Annotated in this window: 31 protein-coding genes, 1 tRNA gene and 1 pseudogene; 19 read left to right on the forward strand and 14 right to left on the reverse strand. The window is 64.9% G+C overall.

The window, feature by feature from the left end; translation table 11 throughout:
* Position 1 precedes the first annotated feature (1 nt).
* Both AC066S_RS29410 and AC066S_RS29415 read left to right on the forward strand, forming a co-directional pair.
* Positions 2 to 1,174: an MFS transporter gene (locus AC066S_RS29410; protein ID WP_478271280.1), complete on the forward strand. Its 1,173-nt coding sequence runs from the start codon at positions 2 to 4 to the stop codon at positions 1,172 to 1,174.
* A gap of 90 nt (positions 1,175 to 1,264) precedes the next feature.
* Positions 1,265 to 1,630: a hypothetical protein gene (locus AC066S_RS29415; protein ID WP_126257959.1), complete on the forward strand. Its 366-nt coding sequence runs from the start codon at positions 1,265 to 1,267 to the stop codon at positions 1,628 to 1,630.
* Between the two features lie 149 nt (positions 1,631 to 1,779).
* Here the strand turns inward: AC066S_RS29415 and AC066S_RS29420 are convergent, their stop codons facing one another.
* Positions 1,780 to 3,048 (reverse strand): alpha/beta hydrolase, encoded by a 1,269-nt coding sequence (locus AC066S_RS29420; RefSeq protein ID WP_478271281.1) that lies wholly within the window; start codon positions 3,046 to 3,048, stop codon positions 1,780 to 1,782.
* A gap of 355 nt (positions 3,049 to 3,403) precedes the next feature.
* Here AC066S_RS29420 and AC066S_RS29425 point away from each other — a divergent pair, with 355 nt between their 5' ends.
* Both AC066S_RS29425 and AC066S_RS29430 read left to right on the forward strand, forming a co-directional pair.
* Positions 3,404 to 4,771: an APC family permease gene (locus AC066S_RS29425; RefSeq protein ID WP_478271282.1), complete on the forward strand. Its 1,368-nt coding sequence runs from the start codon at positions 3,404 to 3,406 to the stop codon at positions 4,769 to 4,771.
* Between the two features lie 2 nt (positions 4,772 to 4,773).
* Positions 4,774 to 5,988 (forward strand): hypothetical protein, encoded by a 1,215-nt coding sequence (locus AC066S_RS29430; protein WP_478271283.1) that lies wholly within the window; start codon positions 4,774 to 4,776, stop codon positions 5,986 to 5,988.
* On the opposite strand, the gene AC066S_RS29435 is transcribed toward AC066S_RS29430, so the two are convergent.
* Together AC066S_RS29435 and yidD are read right to left on the reverse strand one after the other, a co-directional pair.
* Positions 5,989 to 6,210 (reverse strand): hypothetical protein, encoded by a 222-nt coding sequence (locus AC066S_RS29435; protein ID WP_126257963.1) that lies wholly within the window; start codon positions 6,208 to 6,210, stop codon positions 5,989 to 5,991.
* An 83-nt stretch (positions 6,211 to 6,293) separates the two neighbouring features.
* Positions 6,294 to 6,632: a membrane protein insertion efficiency factor YidD gene (yidD, locus tag AC066S_RS29440; protein WP_135169278.1), complete on the reverse strand. Its 339-nt coding sequence runs from the start codon at positions 6,630 to 6,632 to the stop codon at positions 6,294 to 6,296.
* Positions 6,633 to 6,878: 246 nt separating this feature from the next.
* On the opposite strand from yidD, the gene AC066S_RS29445 reads away from it, so the two are divergent.
* Positions 6,879 to 7,769 carry a COG3904 family protein gene (locus tag AC066S_RS29445; RefSeq protein ID WP_167767481.1) on the forward strand — a complete coding sequence of 297 codons (891 nt, stop codon included), beginning with the start codon at positions 6,879 to 6,881 and terminating at the stop codon, positions 7,767 to 7,769.
* A gap of 135 nt (positions 7,770 to 7,904) precedes the next feature.
* Here the strand turns inward: AC066S_RS29445 and AC066S_RS29450 are convergent, their stop codons facing one another.
* Entirely contained in the window at positions 7,905 to 8,360 is a 456-nt protein-coding gene (locus tag AC066S_RS29450) for an iron-sulfur cluster assembly scaffold protein (protein ID WP_126257965.1), read from the reverse strand.
* Between the two features lie 253 nt (positions 8,361 to 8,613).
* On the opposite strand from AC066S_RS29450, the gene folE reads away from it, so the two are divergent.
* The 4 genes from folE to AC066S_RS29470 all read left to right on the forward strand — a co-directional run bounded on the left by folE (position 8,614) and on the right by AC066S_RS29470 (position 12,514).
* The gene (gene folE, locus AC066S_RS29455; protein WP_028137199.1) at positions 8,614 to 9,303 is read left to right on the forward strand and encodes a GTP cyclohydrolase I FolE; all 690 of its coding nucleotides are present in this window, start codon (positions 8,614 to 8,616) and stop codon (positions 9,301 to 9,303) included.
* Between the two features lie 80 nt (positions 9,304 to 9,383).
* Positions 9,384 to 9,806, forward strand: coding sequence for a phosphoribosyl-AMP cyclohydrolase (hisI, locus tag AC066S_RS29460; protein WP_478271284.1), 423 nt, complete (start codon positions 9,384 to 9,386; stop codon positions 9,804 to 9,806).
* Positions 9,807 to 9,988: 182 nt separating this feature from the next.
* Positions 9,989 to 11,050, forward strand: coding sequence for a lytic transglycosylase domain-containing protein (locus AC066S_RS29465; protein WP_164718657.1), 1,062 nt, complete (start codon positions 9,989 to 9,991; stop codon positions 11,048 to 11,050).
* Between the two features lie 288 nt (positions 11,051 to 11,338).
* The gene (locus AC066S_RS29470; RefSeq protein WP_478271285.1) at positions 11,339 to 12,514 is read left to right on the forward strand and encodes a DUF2336 domain-containing protein; all 1,176 of its coding nucleotides are present in this window, start codon (positions 11,339 to 11,341) and stop codon (positions 12,512 to 12,514) included.
* 188 nt (positions 12,515 to 12,702) lie between these two features.
* Here the strand turns inward: AC066S_RS29470 and AC066S_RS29475 are convergent, their stop codons facing one another.
* From AC066S_RS29475 to AC066S_RS29485, 3 genes are all read right to left on the reverse strand, one after another.
* Entirely contained in the window at positions 12,703 to 13,281 is a 579-nt protein-coding gene (locus tag AC066S_RS29475) for an Hpt domain-containing protein (RefSeq protein WP_478271286.1), read from the reverse strand.
* Between the two features lie 28 nt (positions 13,282 to 13,309).
* Entirely contained in the window at positions 13,310 to 13,855 is a 546-nt protein-coding gene (locus AC066S_RS29480; protein ID WP_011088265.1) for a response regulator, read from the reverse strand.
* 100 nt (positions 13,856 to 13,955) lie between these two features.
* A complete protein-coding gene (locus tag AC066S_RS29485) occupies positions 13,956 to 14,735 on the reverse strand; it encodes an NAD kinase (protein WP_478271287.1) in 780 nt (259 codons plus the stop codon).
* Between the two features lie 240 nt (positions 14,736 to 14,975).
* On the opposite strand from AC066S_RS29485, the gene AC066S_RS29490 reads away from it, so the two are divergent.
* A complete protein-coding gene (locus AC066S_RS29490; protein ID WP_126257971.1) occupies positions 14,976 to 16,541 on the forward strand; it encodes a S10 family peptidase in 1,566 nt (521 codons plus the stop codon).
* Here the strand turns inward: AC066S_RS29490 and AC066S_RS29495 are convergent.
* Together AC066S_RS29495 and AC066S_RS29500 are read right to left on the reverse strand one after the other, a co-directional pair.
* Positions 16,531 to 17,916 (reverse strand): serine hydrolase domain-containing protein, encoded by a 1,386-nt coding sequence (locus tag AC066S_RS29495; RefSeq protein ID WP_478271288.1) that lies wholly within the window; start codon positions 17,914 to 17,916, stop codon positions 16,531 to 16,533. The genes AC066S_RS29490 and AC066S_RS29495 overlap by 11 nt on opposite strands.
* 109 nt (positions 17,917 to 18,025) lie before the next feature.
* On the reverse strand, positions 18,026 to 18,568 hold the full coding sequence (locus AC066S_RS29500) for a tetratricopeptide repeat protein (RefSeq protein WP_478271289.1): 543 nt from the start codon (positions 18,566 to 18,568) through the stop codon (positions 18,026 to 18,028).
* 250 nt (positions 18,569 to 18,818) lie between these two features.
* Between AC066S_RS29500 and AC066S_RS29505 the strand changes: the two genes are divergently transcribed.
* The 4 genes from AC066S_RS29505 to AC066S_RS29520 all read left to right on the forward strand — a co-directional run bounded on the left by AC066S_RS29505 (position 18,819) and on the right by AC066S_RS29520 (position 21,356).
* Complete coding sequence (locus AC066S_RS29505) at positions 18,819 to 19,226, forward strand: His-rich protein BRANT (RefSeq protein WP_478271290.1); 408 nt, start codon at positions 18,819 to 18,821, stop codon at positions 19,224 to 19,226.
* A gap of 203 nt (positions 19,227 to 19,429) precedes the next feature.
* Entirely contained in the window at positions 19,430 to 19,864 is a 435-nt protein-coding gene (locus AC066S_RS29510) for a hypothetical protein (RefSeq protein WP_478271291.1), read from the forward strand.
* Positions 19,865 to 20,150: 286 nt separating this feature from the next.
* Positions 20,151 to 20,858, forward strand: a complete 708-nt coding sequence (locus AC066S_RS29515; protein WP_164718658.1) for an outer membrane protein — start codon at positions 20,151 to 20,153, stop codon at positions 20,856 to 20,858.
* 255 nt (positions 20,859 to 21,113) lie between these two features.
* Complete coding sequence (locus tag AC066S_RS29520; protein ID WP_126257977.1) at positions 21,114 to 21,356, forward strand: DUF6719 family protein; 243 nt, start codon at positions 21,114 to 21,116, stop codon at positions 21,354 to 21,356.
* Between the two features lie 27 nt (positions 21,357 to 21,383).
* Here AC066S_RS29520 and AC066S_RS29525 read toward each other — a convergent pair whose 3' ends face one another.
* Positions 21,384 to 21,638, reverse strand: a complete 255-nt coding sequence (locus tag AC066S_RS29525) for a hypothetical protein (protein WP_126257978.1) — start codon at positions 21,636 to 21,638, stop codon at positions 21,384 to 21,386.
* Positions 21,639 to 21,956: 318 nt separating this feature from the next.
* On the reverse strand, positions 21,957 to 22,331 hold the full coding sequence (locus AC066S_RS29530; protein ID WP_478271292.1) for a hypothetical protein: 375 nt from the start codon (positions 22,329 to 22,331) through the stop codon (positions 21,957 to 21,959).
* Between the two features lie 99 nt (positions 22,332 to 22,430).
* Between AC066S_RS29530 and AC066S_RS29535 the strand changes: the two genes are divergently transcribed.
* The gene (locus AC066S_RS29535; RefSeq protein WP_478271293.1) at positions 22,431 to 22,595 is read left to right on the forward strand and encodes a hypothetical protein; all 165 of its coding nucleotides are present in this window, start codon (positions 22,431 to 22,433) and stop codon (positions 22,593 to 22,595) included.
* A 3-nt stretch (positions 22,596 to 22,598) separates the two neighbouring features.
* Here the strand turns inward: AC066S_RS29535 and AC066S_RS29540 are convergent, their stop codons facing one another.
* A complete protein-coding gene (locus tag AC066S_RS29540; RefSeq protein WP_478271294.1) occupies positions 22,599 to 22,799 on the reverse strand; it encodes a hypothetical protein in 201 nt (66 codons plus the stop codon).
* Between the two features lie 215 nt (positions 22,800 to 23,014).
* Here AC066S_RS29540 and AC066S_RS29545 point away from each other — a divergent pair, with 215 nt between their 5' ends.
* Together AC066S_RS29545 and AC066S_RS29550 are read left to right on the forward strand one after the other, a co-directional pair.
* Positions 23,015 to 23,728, forward strand: a complete 714-nt coding sequence (locus tag AC066S_RS29545; RefSeq protein ID WP_135169288.1) for a class I SAM-dependent methyltransferase — start codon at positions 23,015 to 23,017, stop codon at positions 23,726 to 23,728.
* Positions 23,729 to 23,754: 26 nt separating this feature from the next.
* Positions 23,755 to 24,061, forward strand: a pseudogene (locus tag AC066S_RS29550) (GFA family protein); the annotation flags it as partial.
* Between the two features lie 13 nt (positions 24,062 to 24,074).
* On the opposite strand, the gene AC066S_RS29555 reads toward AC066S_RS29550, so the two are convergent.
* Both AC066S_RS29555 and AC066S_RS29560 read right to left on the reverse strand, forming a co-directional pair.
* Positions 24,075 to 24,149 (reverse strand) — tRNA-Thr (locus AC066S_RS29555).
* 166 nt (positions 24,150 to 24,315) lie between these two features.
* Positions 24,316 to 24,789: a hypothetical protein gene (locus tag AC066S_RS29560; RefSeq protein WP_478271295.1), complete on the reverse strand. Its 474-nt coding sequence runs from the start codon at positions 24,787 to 24,789 to the stop codon at positions 24,316 to 24,318.
* A gap of 279 nt (positions 24,790 to 25,068) precedes the next feature.
* Here AC066S_RS29560 and AC066S_RS29565 point away from each other — a divergent pair, with 279 nt between their 5' ends.
* Both AC066S_RS29565 and AC066S_RS29570 read left to right on the forward strand, forming a co-directional pair.
* Positions 25,069 to 25,551 carry a hypothetical protein gene (locus AC066S_RS29565; protein WP_126257985.1) on the forward strand — a complete coding sequence of 161 codons (483 nt, stop codon included), beginning with the start codon at positions 25,069 to 25,071 and terminating at the stop codon, positions 25,549 to 25,551.
* Between the two features lie 44 nt (positions 25,552 to 25,595).
* The gene (locus tag AC066S_RS29570) at positions 25,596 to 26,099 is read left to right on the forward strand and encodes a hypothetical protein (protein ID WP_126257986.1); all 504 of its coding nucleotides are present in this window, start codon (positions 25,596 to 25,598) and stop codon (positions 26,097 to 26,099) included.
* Positions 26,100 to 26,311 lie beyond the last annotated feature (212 nt).

Below are 26,311 nucleotides of genomic sequence, written 5' to 3' on the forward strand. Positions count from 1 at the left end.
CATGGAAAAATCCCCTGCCTCCGGCCGTTTCGCGCCAACCGCCCTGATGCTTGGCAACCTCGTCACCGGCTGCTCGGTGCTGGCCCCGGCGGGCATGCTGCCGGAGTTGGCGAGGGGCCTCGACGTCAGCATTCATGCCGCCGGGCTGCTGATCACCTTCGGCGCGGTGACGCTGTGCATCGGCTCGCCGCTGACGGCCTGGCTCACCAGTCGCATCGAACGGCGGACGCTCCTCACCGCCACGCTCGCCGTGCTCGCCTTGGGCAATATCGCCTCGGCCTTTGCGCCTGACTACACCAGCCTCCTCGTCATCCGCCTCGTCATGCTCGCGGTCGGTGCGCTCTACACGCCGCAGGCCGCCGGCACGGCGGCGCTGATCGTGCCGGCCGAGCGGCGGGGCAGCACCATCGCGTATATCTTTCTCGGCTGGTCGCTGGCCGCCGCCGTCGGTCTTCCGCTGATCACCTTCATCGCCAGCCGCTATGGCTGGCGGGCAGCCTATGGCGAGATCGGCGTGCTCGGTTGTCTCAGCTTCGTGCTGTTGCTGCTGCGATTGCCGGCGGGCTTGCAGGGGGTGCCGGTGGATTTGAAGACATGGGCCGCCGTCGGCCGGAGCAGGACGATCCTGCTGCTGCTTGCGATCACCATGTTGCAAATGTCGGGACAGTTCGTCGTGTTCACCTACATGGGGCCGCTGCTCAACAGGCTCACGGGCGCCGGCCCCGATGCGATCGGCATGGTGTTCGCGCTTTACGGCGTTTGCGGCTTCCTCGGCGTCGTCATCGCCACCCGCATCGTCGACACCTCGGGGCCCTATCGGACCTCGCTGCTGTTCACCTGCCTGCTGCTGGCGGGGATCACGGGCTGGGCGCTCGGCGCCGGTACGCTTGCTTTCATGACATGCGGGGTCGCGATCTGGGGCCTCGGCTTTGCCTCGACCAATTCGATGCAGCAGGTCCGGCTGGTCGCCGCCGCGCCGTCGTTGGCATCGGCGACCGTCGCGCTCAACACCTCGGTCCTCTATATCGGCCAGGCGGTCGGCTCCGCCATCGGCGGATTGTTGTTCGCCCGCGAGCTCCTGCACACGCTCGGCTTCGTCGCGGTCGGTTTCGTCGTGCTGGCGCTGATCCTGGTGGTCCTGACCCGGCCCCGTCAGGCCGCTGCCCTGGCCTGACTCCCGCGTCTGGCGTGCGCAAGGTGCTTGGCAAACAGCGCGCCGGAGCGCTAGAAGGCCGGTCATGGGGACCAAAGAGAGTTGACTGAAATGAGGATGATTCTGGCGGTTGCCGCGGTGCTCTATTCAGCCTCCGCGTTCGCGCAAGCCGACAAGCCACCGATGGTCGGGGACAAGCCCTTGGTGCAGGTCAAGCCCAAAGGAACCAAGGAGGCGGCCGCGGCGCCGAAGGGCAAGCCGCAATCGATCGCCGTGCGGCTCCAGGCCTGTCTCGAGATCGACGACGGCACCAAGGACCGCCTCAACTGCTACGACGCCGTGATCCCGCCGGCCCCGAAGCCGAAGCCTGCGAAGGCGAAGGGCTACGCCGATTGCCGGTTCTTCAAGGAAGAGGACGAGCGCCTGACCTGCTTCAACGGCTTTGCCGAGAGCATTCCGAAGCTGCCCAAGAACTGATGCTGTGCGGGACATGCTCAGCTGCTGATCCGGCTGAGCGCCGCACGGCTAAAGCATGATCCGGAACAGTGCGCAGCGGTTTTCCGAAAAGATCATGCTTAAACAGCAACCTAACGCGCGATGACGATTCATCCCAATCGCATCGCGCTTTAGCGGCTCGAGGCCACGCGCGTCAGCGCCAGCGACGGCGTCGCCGCCATCTTCACCAGTACGTCCTTGAGCGGATCCTGCGTCCAGGCGCGGGTGACATAGTCGCGATGGGTGATGCCGTCGGCGGTCTCGACGAACACCACGCTGCCTGGACGGAGCGGCTGATCCATGTCCTCGGCGACGCTGATGCCCTTCTGGCGGAGCATGCTCATCAGCTCGCGGTCGCGCCGCGCGGTGTGGCGGGTGTAGGCGCTGACGAAGAAGCCGGAGCGGTGGCTTTCGATCCAGGACGCGAACTTGTCCAGTTCGCCATAGACGGCATCGAGCAGCACGACGCCGCGGACGCGGTCGCTGATGCCGCCGACCTCCAGGCTCCAGGCCGTCGGCAGGAAGCCGCCGCTATAGCCGACGATCACGATCGGCATCGAGGCGAAGGCGCGCGCGCTGTTGGGATCGCCGGTGACGCGGGCGAGGTGCTCGGCCGATTCCGCCATGAAGCGCTTGAAGCCGCCCGGTTGCCAGAACTTGCCGGCGCTGGAATCGGCGGCATTGACCGCCATCTGCGGGGCGAGCAGCACGGCGTTGACGCCGGAATCGGTGATCTGCTTGGGCACCAGCTGGCGATCGCGCACGTCGCGTTCGAGCGTTGCGCCGTTGCCGTGGAAGAACACCACGATCACGCCCGGCTTGCGCACGTCGAAATGCTCGGGCACGTGCACCAATACGCGGCTGTCATTATAGGTCTCGTCCTGCCAGAACACGCGACCGGAATAGCTGCGGTGGCCGCGACGGTCGCCCTTGGCAATGTTGAGGAACGGTGCGTCGGAGGCGGGGTTGTTGCCGAAATAGGGAAAGGCCGACGACTTCATGCTGACGAGGGTCGTCAGGTCCTCGCGGGCGGGGCGCTTGTAGGGGACCTGCGGCTCGAGCGAGGCGACCTTGTAAGGTGCCTGCTCCGGCTGCTGCTGCACAGCGCGCTTGGGCGAGAAGTCCGACATCTGCCGCTGCAGAAGGCTCTCGCTCGCCGACGGGAAGCGCTCCCTGAACTGCGGGGCCGGAAAGCGATCCTCGAACGTGTCGCCGCTCGCCACTTTCTGGTTTGTCTTCGCAACGACCTGGACGTTCGCCTGCGAGTTCGCCGCGAGCGCCGCCGGGCTTGGCGCCTTGCCGCATTGAACCAGCGTCAGCGACAGCGGCACCAAGGCTGAGATCAGGCCGCGCCGGAGCACACGGCCGCGCGCATCGGAAGGTGTCCGATCGGCACGCATGTCAGCTCTCGGTTTCGGAACGGCCCCGACCATCCACCCATGACCCCAAAGTCACGTCCAATCGGCAATCTCTAGGCAATTGAGCCGACCGACGTTTAGGCGACGTTAAGCGTCCGGAGAAACTTCCCCACATCCGGAACGCTCAAAAGGACCATGCAATCGTGTCCTGATTGTGGGGACGGGGGACGGGACTTCCCGGGGCTTATGCCGCTTTTTCTCTCGGCAACGGGAATAGTGGTGCCCAAGTACCCCGTTTCCGTTGCCTCATTTAACCCTTGTTAACCCTGCTTGAATTCACTGGGGCAAACTGCACGATGCGCCCCGCGAGGCACCACGCCTCAGGTTAAGGACCCCGATGACGGCATCAGATGCGGGAACCGAACCCTGGACTGGCCGACTGACCGGAAGCGGGACAGGGGTCTCGGTTCTGGTCGCGACCGCCATCGTCGTGGCCGACATGATCGGGGTCGGCGTCTTCACCAGCCTCGGCTTCCAGGTCAAGGATATCCCGTCCGGCTTCTCGATCCTGCTGCTGTGGACCGTCGGCGGCATCGTCGCGCTCTGCGGGGTGTTCGCCTACAGCGAGCTCGGGGCGATGTTTCCGCGTTCGAGCGGCGAGTACAATTTCCTCGGCCGTGCCTATCATCCGGCTTTCGGTTTTCTCGCCGGCTGGGTGTCGGCGACGGTGGGCTTCGCAGCGCCGGTCGCGCTTGCCGCGATGGCGTTCGGCGAATACGCCAAATCGGTCGTGCCCGGTCTGCCGCCGATTCCGCTCGCCATCGCCGTGGTGTGGCTGGTCTCGCTCGTGCAGCTGACCGGCGTCAGGCACTCGTCGACCTTCCAGCTGATCTCGACCATCATCAAGGTCGCGCTGATCATCGCCTTCCTGGTCGCCGGCTTCGTCATCGGCGTGCCGCAGCCGATCGCCTTCACGCCGCAGCCGGGCGATCTCGCCCACATCGTCAGCGCGCCGTTCGCGATCGGACTCGTCTTCGTGATGTATTCGTTCTCGGGCTGGAATGCCGCGACCTACATCATCGGCGAGATGAACACGCCGCAGCGGAACCTGCCGCGCGCGCTGCTGACGGGCACGCTGATCGTGCTCGTGCTGTATGTCGCGCTGAACGCGGTGTTTCTCTACACCACGCCGGTGAGTGCGCTTGCCGGCCAGCTCGACGTCGCCAGCGTTGCCGGCACCGCGATCTTCGGCAGTCTCGGCGGCCGGATCGTCGGCGCGATGATCTGCGTCGGCCTGGTCTCCTCGATCTCTGCGATGATGTGGATCGGCCCGCGTGTGATGATGACGATGGGGGAGGACATTCCGGCGCTGCGCGTGTTCTCGAAGCGATCGGGGCGCGGCGCACCGGCCTATGCCATCCTGTTCCAGCTCGCGGTCGCGACGCTGCTGCTGTTCACGCGCAGCTTCGAGGCGGTGCTCGACTTCATCCAGTTCGCGCTGCTGTTCTGCTCGTTTTTCACGGTCGCCGGCGTCATCAAGCTGCGCATCACCGACCCCGATTTGCCCCGGCCCTATCGCGCCTGGGGATACCCGTTCACGCCCCTGGTTTTCCTGCTCGTGACTGCGTTCATGATGTACTACCTCTTGACCGAGCGGCCGGTGCAGTCGCTCTCGGGGATGCTCGTCATGCTGTCGGGCCTGTTGATTTATGCCGTTTTCCGCAGGCGGCCGGTCGCCGCCGGCAATTCACACAATCGCGAATAGATATGTTTCGATCCCTCAGAATCGCGGCCGCCGCTCTTGCCCTGCTGGCTGCGGCCGTCTCGTCCGCCCGCGCCGCCGAGGTCACCTTCGATGACACCGCGCGCTTCCTTGCGGGCATGCAGCCCTCGGCGGACTCGCCGCTGCTGCCGCTCACAAGAGAGCCGGGCTGGCAGCGCCATGCCAAGTTCTTCGACGGCGCCTTCGCCCAGCTCGAGCAGCGCCAGCTTTCGAAGATCCGCGATTGGGCCGACGTCAATCTCGCCGCGCCCCGGCCGACCATGTTCTACATGTTCAGCGGCCCGGATTTCCTCTACGCCAACGCCTTCTATTCCAAGGCCAGCACCTACGTGCTCGGTGCGCTGGAGCCGGTCGGTGCCGTGCCCGATTTGACGCGGCTGCCGCGCGGCTCGATCAGTGCCGCGCTCTACAATATCGAACGTTCGCTCGGCTCGATCCTGAGCTTTTCGTTCTTCATCACCAAGCAGATGAAGGTCGACCTGCACGCCGATCAGGTCAACGGCACCTTGCCGATCCTCTACGTCTTCCTCGCCCGCTCCGGCAAGACCATCCGCAACGTCGAGATGGTCGCGCTCGATGCCAAGGGGGGGATGCATGCCGCAGGCGACAATCCGGGACCGAACGCCACTCAGGGAGTCCGCATCACTTTCGCCGGCAGCGACGGCGAGGCGCGCACGCTGTATTATTTCTCCACCGACCTTTCCAATGCCGGTGCGCGCAACACCGGATTCCTGAAATTCTGCGAGACGCTGGCGCCCGGCAACAGCCTGCTCAAGAGCGCGTCCTATCTCATGCACTCCGGAAATTTCACCGTCGTCCGCGATTGGCTGCTCGCCAACAGCGCCACCATCATCCAGGACGATTCCGGCATTCCGCTTGCGAATTACGGCGCACGGCAGTGGCGGTTCTTCCCGTTCGGCCGCTATCTCGGGCCGATCGACGAATTCCCCGGCCGCTACCAGCAGCGCTACGCCGAGTTGTTCACACGCGCCCAGCCGATTGATTTTGGCGTCGGCTACCGCTGGCGCATGCACGAGTCGAATTTGCTGCTGGCGGTGAAAGTGCCGGGCAGCGAAACGCCGCCAAGCGGGGAGGCGACCTCGTCGACCGATCCGACGCCAAAGCCGCCGCGTCCCAAACGGCTGCGACCGCCCGAGTCGATCCCGCCGTCGCACGGGCGCTTCTACTGGTTCCGCTGATTACCAGTGCACGCTCTGGCTCGGTACGATGAACGCCGTCGTGCCTGGTGGGGTGGCAAGGCTCGATGCCAGGTACCAGCCCGAGCCGAGCACGAGCGCCAGCAAGGCGACGATCGCGAGCAGGTCCATGGTGCGGGGGTCGTGGTGCCGCCTGGAGCCGGGGGCAGGGCCAAGCCTGTGAACAAGTCTGGTGTGCAGGTGAGGGCTGATTTTCCAGCGCATTGTTGTTTCCTCCCGAAGGGAGCATCAAAACAACGCGGGAGCAAAGTCCGAGGTTCCACTCAGGCTCAGGAGCATCGCACGGCTCAGGATGCGTTGACACCACGCCATCGGCCATAGCGCCACGGCAGATACCAGCGCGCGCCTTTCGGTGCGGCAAGCGGCACGTTGTCGATGCCTGACGTGCCGAAGGGATTGCAGCGCAGCAGTCGTGCGAGCGTCATCCAGCCGCCGGCCCACAGCCCGAACCGTTCGATCGCCTCGTCGCCATAGACGGAGCAAGTCGGCAGATGCCGACAATTGTAACCGACCAGGGGCGACAGCGTGTGCCGGTACAGCCAGATCAGCGCGCGGCCGAATCTGCGCGGGAGCCGAAGCGCCCCATCGAGCGAACTATAACAATGCCCGCAGGCTGAATGCTTCATGTGCGCTGTGCTGCGATGTTAAGCGAGGTATTGCACGGTTCCCGCGCAGGGAACTGTAAGCTGTTGTTTATGCGCCATATTTTGCATGCTTTTTGGGAGCAGTGCAGCAAGTACCTGTGGACGATCTGTATTCCCACGGATACCATTTTTGTGACGTCCATGTGAGAAACATACGCCTGTATGATGGACTCAGCGGGCGCTACCGAGGATTGTTGGGGACCTTAGGGGCTTGGGGAAGGAACCAGATTGAGACTTCTGAACTCCCTTAATCTTCGCGGTTGGTTGCTGGTGGGAACCGCCGCGTGCGGAATCGTGCTGGCTGGCGCCGTCGCGACACTCGGGTCGTCGGCCCGAGCGGGGAGCGCGCTCGAAGAGCGCAAGCTGCCGATGAAGTTCAGCTGGGTCGCCTGCGAGCCGAATTGCCGCGGCTGGGTCAGCGCGGTCGGCGTCATCACCGCCGACACACCGAAGGATTTCGAAGAATTTTCTCGCGGACGCCAGCTTGGTGGCGCCACCGTGGTGCTCGATTCCAGCGGCGGTTCCGTCAATGACGCAATCACGCTTGGCCGACGTTTCCGCAATCTCGGCCTGCTGACCACGGTCGGCATGAGCCTGCGCGGCGGGCAGTCGGCCCGCCCGACGGTCGCGCCTGAGGCCTATTGCGAATCCATGTGCGTGTTCCTGCTGCTGGCCGGCAAGAAGCGCTATGTGCCGGAAGCCGCCCATGTCCGCGTCCACCAGATCTGGATGGGCGACCGTGCCGATAATGCCAAGGCGGCGAGCTACAGCGCGCAGGATCTGATGATCGTGGAGCGGGACATCGGCCGGCTTGCCAAATACACCTTCGACATGGGCGGCGCCGGCGATCTGCTGTCGCTCGCGCTCAGCGTTCCGCCCTGGGAAGATCTGCACGAGCTGGACGCCGGCGAGCTCAAGCTCACCAATCTCGTGACGACCGATCTCGTTACCGACGTGCTGCCGCATGTGGACATATCCGCACCGGCGATGGCTGAGCTTGCCCCGAAGACGCAGGCAAAGTTCGGCGTGGAACCGGAGCACCCTGCGAAGTCGACCAAGACGGCGGAAGCCGTGGCGACGGGCGGTGTGGCCGCGCCGGCTGCACCGACGCCGAAGTAAAGCTCCACCCGTTGTCATTCCGGGGTGTCGCAAAGCGACGAACCCGGAATCCAGATATTGAAGCGTGAGATTCTCAGGTGCGCAATTACGCACCGGCATTCGCGCTGGCGCGCGCCCGGAATGACAATATTGGGCTCAGCCCTGTGCCGCAGCCGGCTGCTTGGCTTTGGCCTCGATCTGGCCGATCGCGTCAACCACGGCATCGAAGGTCAGCAGCGTCGAGGCATGGCGCGCCTTGTAGTCGCGGACTGGCTCGAGGAACTTGATCTCCTCCCATTTGCCTTCCGGAGGCGCACCGTTCTCCTTCAGCATCTTGCGAACAGTCTCGCGTAACTCACGGAGTTCGCTCGCAGTCGAGCCGACAACCCGACTTGCCATGATGGATGAAGAAGCTTGTCCGAGCGCGCACGCCTTCACGTCATGGGCGAAGTCGGTGACGGTGTCCCCGGTCATCTTGAGATCGACCTTGACGGTCGAGCCGCACAGCTTGGAGTGGGCGGTGGCGGAGGCATCGGGGTCCGGCAGCCGTCCAAGGCGCGGAATATTCCCGGCCAACTCGATGATCCGCTTGTTATAAATGTCGTTCAGCATGTGATGGAGTCCAGCGCGTCCATGCCCACTTCGGCACCCGATCGGCCTTGGCGGGCGTCGTCCAGGGTCCTATATAGGGTCGGAACTGGTGGAAATACAGTCCAGCGGTACGGGGCGGCGATCCGGATCTATACCGTCAGCGTTTTGAGCTCAGGACCCTTTCCGCCGAAACTGTTCTGTTCAGGCGTCCGGCGGCTTGGCCGCCCCGTCTGCCGGTGACACTCCGGCCGCGAGGCCGTCGAACGGAGTCGATATGGACGCTGCAATCAAATCCATCCGCCCGGGCAAGCCCTCTGACCGGCAGCCCGAGAGCCGGCCGGCCGAGCTTGATCCCGCTGAATTCCTCGCGGCCGCCGTCCGCGCCGACCAGCCGCGCCCGGCGCGCGCCGAGGCGGAAGCGGCGGTGAAGACACTGCTCGCCTATATCGGCGAAAACACCGAGCGCGAGGGCCTGCTCGACACGCCGCGCCGCGTCGTCGAGGCCTTCGACGAGCTGTATCAGGGCTATCACCAATGTCCGGCCGAGGTGCTCGACCGCACCTTCGGCGAGACCGCCGGCTATGACGATTTCGTGCTGGTGCGCGACATCGAGTTCACCTCGCAGTGCGAGCATCACATGATGCCGTTCTACGGCAAGGCGCATATCGCCTATACGCCGGTGGAGCGCGTCGTCGGCCTGTCCAAGCTCGCTCGCCTCACCGACATCTTCGCCCGCCGGCTCCAGACCCAGGAGCACCTGACGGCGCAGATCGCGGCAGCGATCGACGAGGTCCTGAAGCCCCGCGGCGTTGCCGTGCTGATCGAGGCCGAGCATACCTGCATGTCGGTGCGGGGTGTCGCCAAGCATGGCGCCTCCACCTTCACCAGCCGCTTCACCGGCATGTTCCGCGACAATCCTGCGGAGCAGGCCCGCTTCCTGTCCCTGGTGCGAGGCACGCGCTGACCTCGCGATGGTCATGTTGGGCATGACCTTGTCGGAAAACCGCTGCGCACTTTTCCGGGTCATGCTCTTGCGAGGTCGTCGTGTCCGCTCACTCTCATGAGATCGAGGAAGGCCTGTCCTTCCAGCCGCGGTTCGACGCGACCGGGCTCGTGACGTGCGTCGCGACCGACGCCGCCACCGGCGACGTGCTCATGGTCGCGCACATGAACGAGGAGGCGCTGCGCAAGACGATCGCGACCGGCGAAGCCTGGTACTTCAGCCGCTCGCGCAATGCCTTGTGGCGAAAAGGTGAGACTTCAGGTCAGACCCAGCGCGTGGTCGAGATGCGCACCGATTGCGACCAGGACGCAGTCTGGATCCGGGTCGAGCAGATCGGGGCTGCCTGCCACACCGGGCGGCGGTCGTGCTTCTATCGCAAGGTCGAGGGTGAGGGCGGAGGAGCCAAGCTGGTCTTCGCCGATGCGGCGCGGCTGTTTGATCCGGACGCGGTCTACAAGAAGTAACTGTCATTCCGGGGCGCGCGAAGCGCGAACCCGGAATCCATCGCACGGCATCACGCGCGGCAAAATGGATTCCGGGCTCGCACCTGCGGTGCGCCCCGGAATGACTTGAAGTGGGGCGGCGACACCAGGATTAACCCCGCATTAACCATACCTGTCCCACGGTGAGACGACAGGCGTCCGAATTGCCGGCGCCGCTCAACGCCGCGCGGGGCGGGCACTTCATCATGTCGGTCGACAATTCCAGCGCCACGCAGACGGCCGGTCTCGATCCGGCGCGGGCGCGCGTCGCCGGTGCGATCAAACAGGCCTCGAACATCAGCGGCGTCAGCTTTCAGTACATGCTGACCACCGCCAAGATGGAATCGGATTTCGATCCCGCGGCAGGGGCCACCACCTCGTCCGCGCATGGGCTCTACCAGTTCATCGACCAGACCTGGCTCGGCACCGTGAAGGAGGCCGGCACCCAGCTCGGCTACGGCACTTATTCCGATGCCATCTCCAGGACGTCGTCGGGCAGCTACGCCGTCGATGATCCCGTGATGAAGCGGTCGATCATGAAGTTGCGCGACGATCCGCAAGCCGCTTCCAGCATGGCGGCGGCGCTGACGCAGTCGAACAGCTTCAAGCTGACCGGCCTGCTCGGGCGCAGGCCGAGCGACAGCGAGCTCTACATGGCGCATTTCATGGGCGTCGGAGGCGCCGCGAAACTGATCGCCAATGCCGAGGACAATCCGCAGGCGGTCGGTGCGCGGCTGTTTCCGAACGCAGCGTCCGCCAATCGTTCGATCTTCTACACGAGGGACGGCCGCGCCCGCAGCGTCTCCGAGGTCTATTCGGTGCTGGACGCGCGCTATGCCAGCGCGGCCAATTCGAAAGTGACCCGCAGCGCAATGGCTATGTATGGTGGCACGCCGTCGACCGCGGAGGTCGCGAGCGCGAATGGCGTGCAGCCGACCGTGCCGGTCATCGACAACGCCAGCTATCTCCAGACTTTCCCGAATACACGCGCGGCGACGCCCGTCAGTGCGACATCGCCGACGACGGTCGCGGACAATGCGCCGACCACACCGGCCTTCCGTTCGATCTACCAGCCCGGCGACACCACTCAGCCGGTCTCGACCACGGTGCAGAAATTGTGGGGCAACAACGCCTCGCTGACGTCCGTCGCGTCAGCTACGCCTGACGTGCGTCCGCCGCAACCGCTCGATCTGTTCAGCGATCGCAGCGGCACGTTCTCGAGCTAGCGCTGTCTCGTGTCCCGGACGTGCTGCAGCGTGAAACGCTGCTGCGCTGAGCCGGGACCCAGTGCTGCGAATTCCTCTCGAAAATTTCTGGGCCCCGGCTCAGCAGCGCATTCGCTGAAGGCGTGCGTTGCTGTGGGTGCACGTGTGGGTAGCGCTTTTGTTCCATTAACAAAACGTCAATAAAACCAGTCAGTTATGGTGAACGCTTTGTTAAGCGTCATGGTTTATTTTGTGTTGCAGGTGACGAGCCGTCACTCTTTTCGTTTGTTTGTGTAAGCCGGAAGCAGGATGATTGTTCGGCAGTTCATTAATTGGATCAGGACGGCGTCCGCCGGCGAGCGGGCCGAGGCAACACGGGCGTTGGCCCGGGCCTGGCTGATCTCAGACCTTTCGACAGAGGACCGCGTCGCCGCCGAAGGCGCGCTGTTGATGCAGCTCGACGATCCCTCGCCCTTGGTGCGGCAGGCGATGGCCGAGGCCTTTGCGCGCAGCCCGGACGCGCCGGCATCGATCGTGCGGGCGCTGTCGGCGGACCAGCCGACGGTCGCGCTGCCGGTGCTCGAACATTCCCCGCTGCTGATCGACGCCGACCTCGTCGACATCGTTGCGACCGGCAATGACGAGGTGCAATGCGCGGTCGCCCGCCGCATCGCGCTGCCGGTCTCGGTCTGCGCCGCCATCGCCGAAGTCGGCTGCGCGGCGGCCGCGCTCGAGCTGATCGAAAATCCCCATGCCGAGCTTGCGCCGTTCTCGTGGAATCGCATCGTCGAGCGCCACGGCCATCTCGCGGCGATCCGCGAGGCGATGCTGGTGCTGGATGACCTGCCGTCCGCAACCCGCGCCGCGCTGGTGGCAAAACTCTCCGAGACGCTGGCGCAATTCGTCGTGGCGCGGAACTGGCTGAGCGCCGATCGTGCCGATCGCATCACGATCGAGGCGCGCGACCGCTCCACCATCAACATCGCGGCGCGCTCGCGCGGCGAGGACATGCAGGGCCTGGTGCATCATCTGCGCGTCACGGGCCAGCTGACCGCCGGCCTGATCCTGCGCGCGCTGTTGTCGAGCAATCTCGATCTGTTCGACGCGGCACTGGCCGAGCTTGCCGATCTGCCGCTGGCGCGCGTCACTTCGCTGCTGCACGATCGCGGCGGCAACAGCCTGCATGCGCTGCTCCGGCGCGCCGGGCTGCCCGAGGCGACGTTTGCGGCGTTCCAGGTCGCGCTCGATGCCTGCCATGAGCAGGGCTTTGTCGGCAGCGACGACGGTGCGGCACGGCTGCGGCGCCGCATGGTCGAGCGCGTGCTCACCCATTGCGAATCCGACCGCGGCGCCACCGAGCCGCTGATGGTCCTGCTGCGCCGCTTCGCCACGGAATCGGCACGGGAAGAGGCAAGACTGTTCTGCGACGAGCTGGTCGCGGACGATGCAATCGATCCGCTGTACGACGACCTGATCGCGGCGTAGCAAGATGCCGTAGGGTGGGCAAAGGCGCGAAGCGCCGTGCCCACCATCTATCCGCGCAGCTCAAAATCGATTGGTGGGCACGCTTCGCTTTGACGCCCTACGATACTGCCCGGTGTATGGAGCGGGCTCACATTCCGTCATTGCTTCGTCGCAAGTGCCGCGCGCAATGACGAGGAGAGAGCTGGACCTTACTCCCCGGGCGCGATGCTCGGCGCCAGGATCACCTCGAGATGCTCGGGGCGGTCGCGGTTGACGTGCGCGAGATAGTCGTCGGCGATCTTGCGCAGGCGGCGGTTGAGCTCGGTGGAGACGCTGATGGTGTCGAGCCTGGTATTCTCGTGCACGATGGCGAGGATGGCGTTGATGTGGTGCGTGAACAGTTCGGCCGGGACCTTTTCCAGATCGGGCGCGTGCTCGATGACGCGGCACAGGCTCTCGGCGATTCCGGCCGCGGCCGGATAGCCGAACGTCACGGCGTCGCCCTTGATGTCGTGAGCGGCGTGAAACAGCTCGTCGCGCCTTTCCTTGGTGAAGCCGTCATTGCGGATGGCGACATAGGCGGCCGACAGACGGTTGACCTCGGTCGTCATCCAGTGCTTGAACTCGCCGGAAAGGCCGGCGAGCGCCTGCTCGGCGCGGCCGACCGGATCGTCCAGGTCCTTGTCGTCGACGCGGCGCAGAACCTTGCGCAGCGGGTTGGGCTGCGTGATGATCTGATGCGTGGCGAAGGCCTTGACCTCGATGTCCTTTGCGCTGTTCTTCGCCATGTTGCCTGCCTCGCCTGAAGACGTTGCGCTAGATGGTGGAGCGGGCCTTGTCGAGCAGCGAGGGCTGCTGGAGCACCTCGTGCTTTTCGCCGACGCGGCGCTCGGGACCCATATAGGCGGAATTGGTGTTGCGGCGCCGGTCCGGCCCGAAATAGGTCTTGGTCTTGATGAAGGGGCGAGGATTGGCGACGACGTTGAGGATGCGCTGATAGAGCCCCTTGGCCGAGATCGGCTTGGCCAGGAATTCGGTGACGCCGGCATCGCGCGCGACGGTGACGCGGCGCTTCTCGGAATGGCCGGTCAGCATGATGATCGGCGCGTAAGGGTTGCCCTTGGATTCCGGCTGCCGGATCATCTGCGCGAGTTCGAGCCCGTCGAAGATCGGCATCGCCCAGTCGGTGATGACGATGTCGGGCACGTAATGGCTGTACATCTCGAGCGCCGTGGCGCCGTCCTCGGCTTCATAGACTTCGCGCGCGCCGAACGAATGCAGCAGCGTCCGCAGGATGCGGCGCATGTGCGGATTGTCGTCGCAGACGAGGAAGCGCAGCTTGTTGAAGTCGATACGGAACATGACGCCCGGGCCAAAAGCGGTCAACCTTCGTTAACCATATCGCGGCGGAGGTTAACGAAGGGTTGCGAGCGAAGCTACGGCGGCGGGCTGCGAGGTGGTTCTAGTAGCCGAACTGCTCGCGCAGGATGCGCTCTTCCAGGCTGTGGCCGGGGTCGAACAGCATGCGCATCGAGATGGTCTTGTCGGACAAGACCTCGACCCGGCGAACGTCGCGCACTTCGTCGTGGTCGGCGACCGCTGCCACCGGTCGCTTGTCGCCCTCCAGCACCTCGATGACGACATAGGCCGTGTTGGGCAGCAGGGCGCCGCGCCAGCGCCGCGGGCGGAAGGCGCTGATCGGGGTCAGCGCCAGCAGCGCCGCGTTGATCGGCAGAATCGGTCCCTGAGCGGACAGATTATAGGCGGTGGAGCCGGCCGGCGTTGCCACCATGATGCCGTCGGCGATCAGCTCGGGCATGCGCTCGCGCTCGTCGATCATGATCCGCAGGCGCGCGGCCTGGTAGGTCTGCCGGAACAGGGCGACCTCGTTGATGGCGTGGTGCAGGTGGACGAAATCGTTGACGTCGGTCGCGCGCATCAGGAGCGGATTGATCTCGGATTCATGCGCGGCCTCGAGCCGCGCGCGCAGGTCGTGGGTCGAGTATTCGTTCATCAGGAAGCCGACGGTGCCGCGATGCATGCCGTAGATCGGCTTTCCCGTGCGCATGTTCTGGTGCAGCGTCTGCAGCATCAGCCCGTCGCCCCCGAGCGCGACCACGATATCGGCCTCCTTGGGGTCGCAATTGCCATAGTCCCTGGTGAGCTGGTCAAAGGCGACCTGCGCCTCGTTGCTCGAGCTGGCGACGAAGGCGATCCGGTCGTATCGCTGGGGCTTGGTCATGGCTTGTCGGGCACGGCCGCTGCTGGAGGAAGTTCCGCCGGGCTCGTCTATACGAGGTTTGGCTCCATTGTCGAGGATGACCGCCTTTCGAGACAAATGGCCATTGTCGATCCAGAGAACAAAACGGGTTGATTTGAGCCCGGCAGGGATGCGCCATCGACGGGTGATCCCGCAAACGGTCGCAATTCCTCGCTAGCTTCGCTGCGTCTCGGCTATGACAGCCGGGCAGGGAGAACGATCATGCCCACGATCTTGCCGACGCTGCGACGAACCGGGGTCGTACTGGCCATGGCCCTGGTCGCATTTGCAAGTGTTGCGCGCGCGGAGGATCCGCCGCAGCCGCGCGCCGAGACGGCGGCGCCAACCGGACAGAAGGGCGGGCGCGGCAGCGGCGCGCAGAGCGGGCCGCAGAGTTCGTCCTCGGCCGAGCCGCACCGTCTCCCGCCGGATTCGACCACGAAGCAGACCCTGGCGCTGCCCGGCCGTACCCTCAACTTCGCCGCGACCGCCGGCTCCATTCGGGTGTTCGACGGCAAGGGCGAGCCGCTGGCCGACATCGCCTATACCTCCTACCAGCTCGACGGCGCCGACCGCGCCACGCGCCCGGTCACGTTCCTGTTCAACGGCGGACCCGGGGCATCCTCGGCGTGGCTCCAGTTCGGCGCGGCCGGTCCATGGCGGCTGCCGTTGGATGGCGATGCGCTGTCGCCGTCGGCCTCGCCCGAGGTGAAGCCGAACGCCGAGACCTGGCTCGACTTCACCGACCTCGTCTTCATCGATCCCGTCAGCACCGGCTACAGTCGCTTCATTGCGAGCGGCGAGGACGCACGCAAGTCGTTCTATTCCGTCGATGGCGACGCCAACGCGATCGCGCTCGTGATCCGCCGCTGGCTCGAGAAGCACGACCGGCTGACCTCGCCGAAATACGTCGCGGGCGAGAGCTATGGCGGTATTCGCGGGCCCAAGGTCGTGCGCCAGTTGCAGCTCCAGCACGGCGTCGGCGTCCGGGGCTTGATCCTGGTGTCGCCGCTCCTGGATTTCCGCGAGTTCACCGGCACCAGCCTCCTGCAATATGTCGCGACGCTGCCGAGCTATGTGGCGGTGGCGCGCGAAGCCAAAGGGCCGGTCAAGCGCGCCGACCTCGCCGACGTCGAGGCTTACGCGCGCGGCGAATTCCTGGCCGACCTCGTCAAGGGCGAAGCGGACAAGGAGGCCACCAATCGTCTGGCCGACAAGGTCGCCGAGCTCACCGGCATCGACCAGGCGGTGAGCCGCCGCCTTGCCGGGCGCTTCGACGTCGGCGAGTTTCGCCGCGAATTCGACCGCAAGAACGGCAAGGTGACGGGACGCTACGACGGCTCCGTGCGCGGCTTCGATCCCTATCCGGATTCGAGCAGCTCGCGCTTCGGCGACCCCTCCGGCGATGCGCTCCAGGCGCCGCTGACGAGCGCCGCGGTCGACGTGCTCTCACGCAAGCTCAACTGGAAGCCCGACGGCTCCTATGAGGTTCTGAACGGCACTGTGGAAGGTCACTGGGATTTCGGCCGCGGCATCAACCCGCCGCAATCGGTGTCCGAGCTGCGCCAGATCCTCGCTACCGACGCGAAGCTGAACGTGCTGGTCGCGCACGGCCTGTTCGACCTTGCCACGCCCTATTTCGGCACCAAGCGGGTGCTCGATCAACTGCCCGCCTTCGTGACGCAGCGCGTCAAGTTCGTGGTCTATCCCGGCGGCCACATGTTCTATTCGCAGGGCGGCTCGCGGCAGGCGTTGCGCAGCGAGGTCGAGCGATTGATCAGGGAGTAGGCCGCCGTTTGCGCGGCGGATATCGGCGGGCGATTTCCTTCGCCACGACGCGCTCCGGCTTCACATTCGCGCCGGCGATCCAGATGTCGCTGACCTTGCCGCGCTTGTCGCGGATCCGGCGCACCGGCTCGCCATGGCTGGAATAGCCGGCGGCCCAGGCGAGCTTGCCGACGTCGCGGCCGGTGACCTCGATCTCGGCGGCGTCCATGAACGGATTGTTGAACTGCGGATTGGCGACCAGCACGCGGTTGCCGGCGGGAACGAGGTCGCTCGCGCCCCAGATCGTCCACCAGCGCCCGGTCCAGTCGCGCAGGCGGCGGTCAGGCGCGCCGCGGGTCTGGAAGACTCGCAGGATCTGCATTGCGCCGTCCATCCAGAACGGCGCGGCACCGTCGATCGAATTACTGAGGATGCTGATCGAAAGCTCGCAAGCCGGGATTGCGCAGGTCCGCGAGATGTAGCCCTGGAAGCCGCCGCCATGGCCGAACCAGTCCCAGCCGTCGGTCTTGCCGGCATTGACGCCCAAGCCGTAATAGCCCTCGAAGCTCTGCGGGATGCGCCAATGATGCCGCGTCATCTCGCGGCGGCTTGCGACTGACAGCATGCTCTTTCTGGCATTGGGCGCGAGCTGCGCAAAGAAGCGGGCGGTATCGCCGGCGGTGGCAACGAAGCCTGCGGCCGCAGCCATCGCCTGCGCCGGATTGTCTCCGGGAATCACGCAGCGTTCGCCCAGCGGAACCTTTCGCGTGTGACCGCGCGCGAACGGCGCGCCCTTGGGAAGCGGCGCGTCCGGCTCGGTCTCGCGCAGGCCCGCGGCCTTGATGACCTCGCGCTTGATCCAGACCGAGTAGGGCTCGGTCGTCACGGCTTCGATGACGAGACCGAGCAGGCCAAAGCCGTGGTTGGAATATTTGAAGCGGCTGCCGGGCTCGATCGCGGTCGGCAGCTTCAATTCCGCGAGCAGCTCCTTCGCATCGAGATAGGGCCGGCGGTCGATGAACTGGCCGGAATCGACGCCGTCGCGCGTCAGCCCCGCGCTGTGCGACAGCACCTGCGCGATCGTCGTCTCGGCGACGCGCGGATGCAGGCCGCCGACATATTGGCCGATCGTGTCGTCGAGCCGGAGCTTGCGCTGCTCGCGCAGCTTCATGATGCCGGCCGCGGTGAAGCTCTTGGAATGGGAGGCGATACGGAAGCGGTGGCGCGGGGAGAGCTTCTCGCCGGTGTCGAGATTGGAAAGGCCGAATGCATGCTCGACGACGATCTCGCCGCGATGGGCGAAGGCGACGATGACGCCGGGCTGCTGGATTGTCGTCAGCTGGAATTCGATCCAGGAGCCGATGTAGTCGATCGCGGATCGCAGCCACGGGTCCATTGCGCTACCATTTGCGAGGGGGAGGTTGGTGCTGGAGGCTAGCCGAGAAAGCGGAACGGGCACAACCCGTAAAGGTTGTGCCCGTTCGCTTCATGAAGATGCGATGCCTTCAGTACACGAGCGTCGCGCCGGTCGGCTTGTCGAGCGCGGCGGCAAGCGAGCGATATTCGGAGCTGTCGGTGCCGGCGAGCGAAGCGATCTTGTTCAGATGATATTGCGCCTGTTCGCGGTTGCCCTGCTCGAGCTGCCAGAGGCCGTAATACTGCCAGGTGCGAACGTGGTTCGGATCGTCCTTCAGCGCCAGCTCGTAATAGGCCTTCGACGACTGGTAGTCGCCGAGCTTGCGATAGGAGTAGCCGATCAGATTGGCGACGTCGGCGACGTCGTCGCGCTTCAGCGACTTCAGCTGGCCGATCGCGCCGGTGTAGTCGTGGTTGTCGTAGATCGCGGTGTAGGCGGTGCGATAGGCGGCGAGGAACTTGGGATCGTTGACGGAAGAGCTCTTCTTCTTGCCCTTCTTGGTCGATGAGTCCGAGCTCGGCGGCGGCGAAGGGGAGTCGCCGCCCGCGGCATAGGCGCTGGACAGCACCGGTGCGGCCGCCAGCGACATGGCGACCAGTCCCGGCACGACAAGCATTGAGAGTTTGCGCATCTAAATTCTCCCGTATGGAACGTGGCGATCCTACACGATTGCCCGAAGACCGAAACACCCGTCTGGCGGAAACATTCCCGCTTCGCACGATCTGTTCGCCCAGCTGCAGATGACAAACTTGTCATCGAGATGAACGGAAGCCTGCAAGGGGCTTCAGACTGGGTTCAGTGCGTCGCCTCTAGGTTCCGACCTACGATCGAAGGGTAGGCGAGAGGGCGCCGCCTCGAGATCCTTCCAAGAGGAGACCACCATGCTGAAGACCATTTCCGCAGCCTTGCTCGCAGCTTCCGTGATCGCAGCTCCGGCCTTCGCCGCCGAGGCCGGCAAGACCACCACGACCGCCCCTGTGATCAAGGCGGACCAGAGCCAGACCAAGGCGTCCACCACCGCCGCAAAGCCGGACGCCGGCGTCAAGCCCGACGCCAAGGCCGCTGACATCAAGCCCGCTGACGTCAAGCCCGCCGACGTCAAGGCGGACGCCAAGGTGGATACCAAGGCGGATACCAAATCGAAGGCGATGAATGCCAACGCCGCGGTCACGGACGAGCACAAGACGGTGCGCACGCATCGCCATCACCACAAGCATCTGTCGGCCAAGAAGTCGCAGAAGGTGCAGCCGGACCTGACCAAGCCGGCCACCAGCGAGAAGCGCAGCTAACGTCTGATTCCGCGCGGCGGCACCTTGCATTGCCCGCCGCCGCGTACGGACTTCAGGCCCGTCCCGGCGCCTGTGCGAAAGCGCAGGCGCCGGCGGCGGTGCGGTGCGTTGTTGACGGTACCTTCCGCGCAGGACCGAATTCCCTTTGCGCGACCTTGGGGCTAGAACATGACTTGGATCTGTGCGCGTGGAGAGCGTGAGCTGTGGGGCGATTGGCGAAACGTGCGGTGCGCTCGGCATCGGTCCTGGTATTACCGCTGGCGCTTGCGGCATGTTTCGGCAGCGATGGTGACCGTCCCACCTTCATAGGCGGGACCCAGGCCGGGGGACCGCAGCCGTTTCCCGACAATTTCCGCAGCGACACGCTGGCGCTGATGCGCACCTATCTGAACAACCCGGTCGGCGTGCGTGAAGCCAGCATGGCCGAGCCGGTCCAGCGCGAGGTCGGCGGCCGGCAGTTCTATGTGAGCTGTCTGCACTTCACCCCGCGCGAGACCGACGGCAGCTACAAGGCCATGCGGGAACGCGCGGTGATCTTCGTCAACGGACGAGCGGACCGTGTCGTCGACCGGACCAGCGAGCTCTGTGCCGGCGCGGTTTACGCACCCTTTCCGGAACTGGAAAAGATGACGCGGTAGCGCAAAGCCGGCCTTCATGGCCCGGTGCTAGAACGAGGATCGCCGGAGCCGCTGGATCACATTTCGGCGAGCTTTGAACGGGGCGGTTTGGCGTTGCGACAAATTGGTACAGCAGGTCTTGCGCAGGCGACAAAACAGACTGCGCGGGACGGCGGGATGGAACAAAATCGCGATGTTGCCACCCCGTCACAGTAACGAACGATCAACGTTCCGGCATCGTCGCGAAGCAACCCAATTCACGCCACGTTGTTTCCTGAGTGTCGTATATGAAAGAACGGGGATGATCATGAAATCGATTTTGCTGGGTGCAGCCGCTCTGCTTGCGCTGGCCGCGCCGGCGGCGGCCGCGGACGTGCAGCCGCGCACCTATGCCAAGGCTCCGGCCTATACCCCGCCGCAGGTGATCTATAATTGGACCGGTTTCTATATCGGCGGTCATGTCGGCGGCGCGTTTGCCGGCGACAACAGCTTCCAGTCCAGCGACGCCCGCTTCATGGGCGGCGTGCAGGGCGGCTTCGACTACCAGTTCGCCCCCAATTGGGTGGTGGGTATCGAGGCTCAGTACTCCTGGCTGCCGACCAACAACAACGGTGTCACGTTCCCGCTGGGCACGCAGGTGACGTCCAACACCGACCAGATCGGGTCGGTGACCGGCCGTGTCGGCTACACCTGGGGACCGACGCTGCTCTACGCCAAGGGCGGTTACGCCTGGCGTAACAACAATCTCGGCGTCAACATCGCCGGCGTGCCGCAGGCCTTCACCACGACCGGCAACAGCAAGGATGGCTACACGGTCGGCGCCGGCCTCGAATACATGTTCGCGCCGAGCTGGTCCGCCAAGGCCGAGTACCAGTACTATAATTTCGGCAGCACCACCTTCACCTCGGGGCCGGCCGACATCGTCGGGGTCCGGGGCCGGGAGGACGAGCATACCGTCAAGGTCGGTGTGAACTACCGTTTCGGCTGGGGCGGTCCGGCAGCCTCGCGCTACTGACCCTCCGCCAGCGATCGCGCTCTGACAAAGGCCGGCTCTGCCGGCCTTTCGCTTGTTCGCGGGGCGCCGTCGGCCAGCCCCTGCATTTGCAATGCGTGAACCATCTGGCGCGTCATTTGCCGGCAAACATTCCGGCGCGCGCCTTCTCACGCGCGTCATGGGACCTGGGTAAAGCAAAAATAATTTTTGCCGCTTACGGAACTCGTGCTCCGGAAGGCGTTATATGAGAATTACCGGGCTGGTGGGACGACGGACATGCGTATCTTGGTGTCGGCGGTGGTGCTCTCGTGCTTCCTTGGCCTGCCGTGCTCTGCACAGACAATCCTCAAATCCGAGCCTCTGATCTTGGCACCTTACGAGGTGGCTTTCGTCAAGGACGCCGCGTGTCCGTCGGGCAAGGTGCTGAAGGTCACCGGCGCGATCCGCGGGCTGCACCGCCGCAAGGCCTGCGTGGCGATGCCTGGTGAGCAGGCCTCGCTGGCGACCGCGACGCCCTGATCCCCTGCGGCTTCCGCCGGCAGCCCCTCACGAATTCAGCTCAAGCTCGATCCTGGACTGGCGCTCAGCCTCGGCCTTGTTCTTGGCTGGATCCTCGCCTTGGGCAGCCCGGCAGGGTTTGATCTCGTAATCATTATCGAGCACCCGGCGCGGCCCCGGACGGTCCTGGTCGGCGCTGACATCCACGACCAGGCCACTCCGCTGCGCGAGCTTCCAGACGTCGGACTCGCTCGGATAGGCCTTGCTGATCTGGGCGTCGTTGCAGAACAGGGCGTAGGGCATCTCTTCCCGCTCCCGGAAAGCCGATTAACGACCTCATATGCCGGCGGGTTCAGGCAGCGGTCGATCACGGACCCGTGATCTGGCTCGCCGGGGCCTGAGTCCTTAACGAGTCCTGAATCGCGAAAAAAAGAATCCCTGGGACTCATTTGGCGGAATCAGCGGATGTTTTCCGCCATGACGAGCGACCTGAACACCTCCTGTGGGCACATGCTCCTGCCGCTGACGCTGGCGCTGTTCGGCGCCTGCGCGGCCAATCTTTGGCTGGTGTGGTCCTGGCTGTAGGTCTTGGCTGTAGGCCCTCTGACCGGAGGGGCGGCCTTACTTTTTGGCCATTGGGCCGGGGGCGTCGCGGAGGGCGGCACGTAGTTTGGTCAGGGTTTCGGCACAATATTCCTCGCGCTCGCGCTCGAACCGCTCCTGATGCTTGCGGAAATTGGCGATGCGGGCCTGCATCTCGGTGCGGAAATCGCTGATCGCCCGCGGCGGCGAAAGCTGGGTGGGCTGAGGCTGCGGAGGGGGCTGGGGCGCCTCGGTCTCGACCATGACGGCCTCGACCGCGACGATCTCGACGGTCGATGCCGAAGCATCCGACGGCGCGCCCGGCCGCAGCAGGTCATCCTTCCTGCCGGTCACCGATTGGACGAAGGCCAGTGTCTGCGCGATCAGCGCGTCGCGTTCCCTGATCCAGTTCATGATCCACCTCAGCCGTCGCCATTCCAGCAAAGCGGCTGCGCCGAATCAAGACGGTTAACAAGGGTTGCATATTTTTCCCGGTCGCCCGAAAGTGGGCGAATGGATTCCGGAAAAGAACGTTCGGCCGAAGTAGAGGGCCTGAGGCTCATCCGCGCGTTCCTGTCGCTTCCGCCCGACAAGCGGGCGGAGGTGATCGTGTTCGTGGAGGAATTGGCGCGTGCCCATGGCCGGCCCGAGGAGGGCTCGGAGGCATCGCCAAGGTAAGCGCTATCGCTCGCGCGGGTTGACGTTGGGCTCGAACGGCGCGCCCACCACCCGAACCGGCGTCTGATCCGATATCCTGATGACGTCGATCACCGCCCGCTCGGCGAGCTGCCTTTCGGGGGCCGGCTGAAACACCGGCTCGAGCAGCGTCAACGCGCCGGCCACGGCGCCACAGCATAGTGTCACCATCGCCAGCAGAAACATGTTCCGGTTTTCTTCGCGTATTCGCATGGGTCGAGAACGAACAACGTGCGTCGTTGGTTCCGGGCGGTCCCATATTCGGGACGCAAATGCCGTCGACAGTGCCAGCAGAAATCCGACGCGATGACGACGCATGGCCGTCATCACGATGGCCGTAACCCATCGGCGGTGTTCGCTGTATAGTGTCTCGTATCGCAATTTCGACTCGCGTCCGTCAGATGATCGCCAATCGTCCCCCCGTGCTCGCACACGAACGCTTCGTTGCCGACCGCGATAATTTCGCGGGCCTCGATCTCGCTGCGCGGTTCGAGCGGATCGAGCGGACGAACCTCTGGGGCGCGGCCAGCTCGGTGTCCGGGCTCGGCTCGGAGGACACGGCCACCGCCGCGATCCGGGAGGCGCTTCCGCCATTGTTGCAACGGCTCGGCGCGCGCTCGCTGCTCGATGCGCCCTGCGGCGATGCGGGCTGGATCGGCCGCATCAAGCTCGATCTCGACTATATTGGTATCGACATCGTGCCCTCGCTGATCGAGGCCAACAACCGGCGCGTGGCGGACGGCGAACTGACCGGCCGATTCCTGGTTGCCGATATCACGCGCGATGCCCTGCCGCGCGCCGATCTGATCCTGTGCCGGGACTGCCTGGTGCATCTCAGTTTTCAGAACATCGCCCGCGTCACCGCCCGCTTTCGCGAGAGCGGGGCGCAATTCCTGCTCGTCACGACGTTTCCGGAAGTCGAGCACAATCGCGATTGCGAGGACGGCGACTGGCGCGCGCTGAACATGACGAAGGCACCGTTCGACTGGCCCGCGCCGCGGGAGTTGATCGACGAGCGCTGCGAGGAGGGCGACGGCGGCTGGCGCGACAAGAGCCTCGCCCTTTGGCGGCTGGACGAGTTGCCGGACCGTGACCGCATGGCGGCGGGTGTATGACGGCTGCGGGCGCAACTCCATTGCGTCCGTTCGGCGTCGGTGCCTTCTATCCGATTGAGACCGTCACCATCTCTGGAACGCCGAAGTCGTACGTTCGAACAGCCGCAAGCGGCGGCGAGGTGCGCAGCTATTTTTGCCCTGATTGCGGCTCGACGGTCTATTGGGCAAGCCGACAATCTGCCGGCGATGATCGGCGTTGCCGTCGGCGCGATCGCGGATCCGGATTTCACGGCGCCGATCAGATCGGTGTTCGAGCAGTCGAAACATGGCTGGGTGGAGATGTCAGGTGCCGAGCACTTCCAGCAAGGCAGCGTGGTGACGCGCTCGGCTTGAGGATGTCAGAAGCTGGTGCCGGCTGAGGGGATTGAACCCCCGACCTTCGGTTTACAAAACCGCTGCTCTACCGCTGAGCTAAGCCGGCGACGCCTGAAAGACGCGGGCAGGGCCGGCAGGTGCCGGGGCTGTCTGCCCGTGCGCGCCGCAATACCAGACTTGATTGGAAAGTGCCAGAACCCGAAAGGTCGTGCACCAGCATGAATCAGGCGGCCCTCGGGGCCGCCTGATCTCTCGCATAGATTTGGATCGTCTTACTGGCAGATGTGCCGACGGCCGTCTTGTCCCTTGAACCAGGTGCCGGGCGTGCAGACGAAGCCGTTGCGCTGGGCGTAGGTGCGGGTGTCCCAGCTGCGATTGTCCCAGGAGTTATTCCAGCGATTGTCATAGGCGTAGGAATCGTCCCAGGCGCGGAACGGCGCGGTCGCGATCGCGCCGGCGGTGCCGATCGCGGCGCCGGCTACGCCGGCTGCGACGTCGGTCGGCCAGAAGCCGGTGCGGCTCCTGTTCCAGTCGTTATTCCAATCGCCATTGGTCTGGCGGTAGGTCACGCGGCGTTGGCGATAGCCGCGATCGGTGTAAGGGTTTCCGGGGCCGAGATTCTGGCACTTGGCGTTGGAAAATTGCGCCGAGCAGCGGCCGGGTTCATTGACGACGGTCTGCGCCATGGCAGAGCCCGCCAGCATGGTCGCCGCAATCGCCGTCGCTCCAAGAAGTTTGATAGTCATGGTTGTTGGCTCCCATTTTGTTGACGAGAGCTAAACGCTCACGGCGCCGGACGTTCCGGTGAAACCTTGAATTTTCGAACGCCAAACGCTCAAACAGAGGTGAGCGCGCAGCGCGGTTCCGTGCGGCCGCGCCTGCGTTAACGCTTCGCTAGCCCGCTTTGCAGCATTTGAGCGGCGCGCGATCCTTACACGTTAGGCTTACCAGAAGTTGGCGAGTGGGCCTTAACCCTCTCTGCGTCGTGATCGGCTAGGTTGCAGCCGCATAACCGGGGTCTCCTCATGCGCGCTGTAGCGCTCGCCGCCTTTCTGATCGGACTGCCTGCGACGGCGTTTGCCGGCGGCTTCGACGTCGTCATTCCCGGCCGTCCCGGCGTGCCGATCATCATCAACAACATCGACGCGTCCTATGCGGTGGTCGAAGGTGTCTGGGGCCTGGGCAAGAACCAGCAGGTGCAGCCCACGATCTATGGCGGACGCTACATCGCCGAGCGGCAGCCGGACAATGTCGGCCACTATTATCCGACGCTGGGCCTGCGGCCCGGCTACGGCCGGCTCGAGGTCGAGCCGCCCGCAAACCGCAAATTGCCGAAGCCGGCCGAGAGCTATCACCAGAGCTGGGGCGCGCAATCGGCGCCGCTGCCGCCGCAGATGGACGTGCCCGTCGATCCGCCGCCGGTGATCCTCGCGCCCGAGATCAACAATCGTCCGCGGCCACCGCGACCGCGGCCGCATGTCGAAGTCCCCGGCAAGCCGCCGGGTTAAGAAACGTCGAAATCCAACAAAACGAAAATCAACAGGAGAGAGTAATGCGTCAGATGATTTCGGGATTGGTCGCGGCGGCTGCCGTGATGTTCGCCGCCACCGCGCCGGCCGCGGCCTGCGGCTTCAATCCGTGCCAGCCGGTTGCGCCGATCTATTCCGGCTGCAACACCGGCTGCGGCGGCTATGGGTACGGCTATGGCTATGGCGCCTATGAGCGTCTCGCCGAGCCGACCACGCAATATTACTACGTCAACCAGGGCCCGACCTACACCGGCCCGGGCGCCTTCGCGCCGTATCCGACCTACCGTGAAGACGCGGTCGTCGCGCCCGCCAATTACGGTTATGGCTATCGCGCCGCCGTGGCTCCCTATCACCGCCCTCTCTACCGTCCGTACCGTTACGGCTACGGTCCGCGCTATGGCTATCTGCCGCGCGTGCACTACGGCCACGCTGCGCGTTACGGCCACGCTCCGCGCTACGGCTACGCCCACCGCCACGCGCCGGCGCCGTACTACGGCGGCCACCGCGTGCTGCGCCGCTATTACTGATCTCTGATCGGTTGACTGACGAAACGCCCGTCCGCGATGTGGACGGGCGTTTTGCTTTTCTTCACCTTGCCCCGCTTGCGGGGAGAGGTCGGATTGCATCGATGCAATCCGGGTGAGGGACTCTCCGCGAGTCCCACTGTCACCGTCCTTGTGGAGACTCCCCCTCACCCCAACCCTCTCCCCGCAAGCGGGGCGAGGGAGCGCAGTTGCGT

The organism is Bradyrhizobium sp. CFUWI (assembly GCF_056429085.1).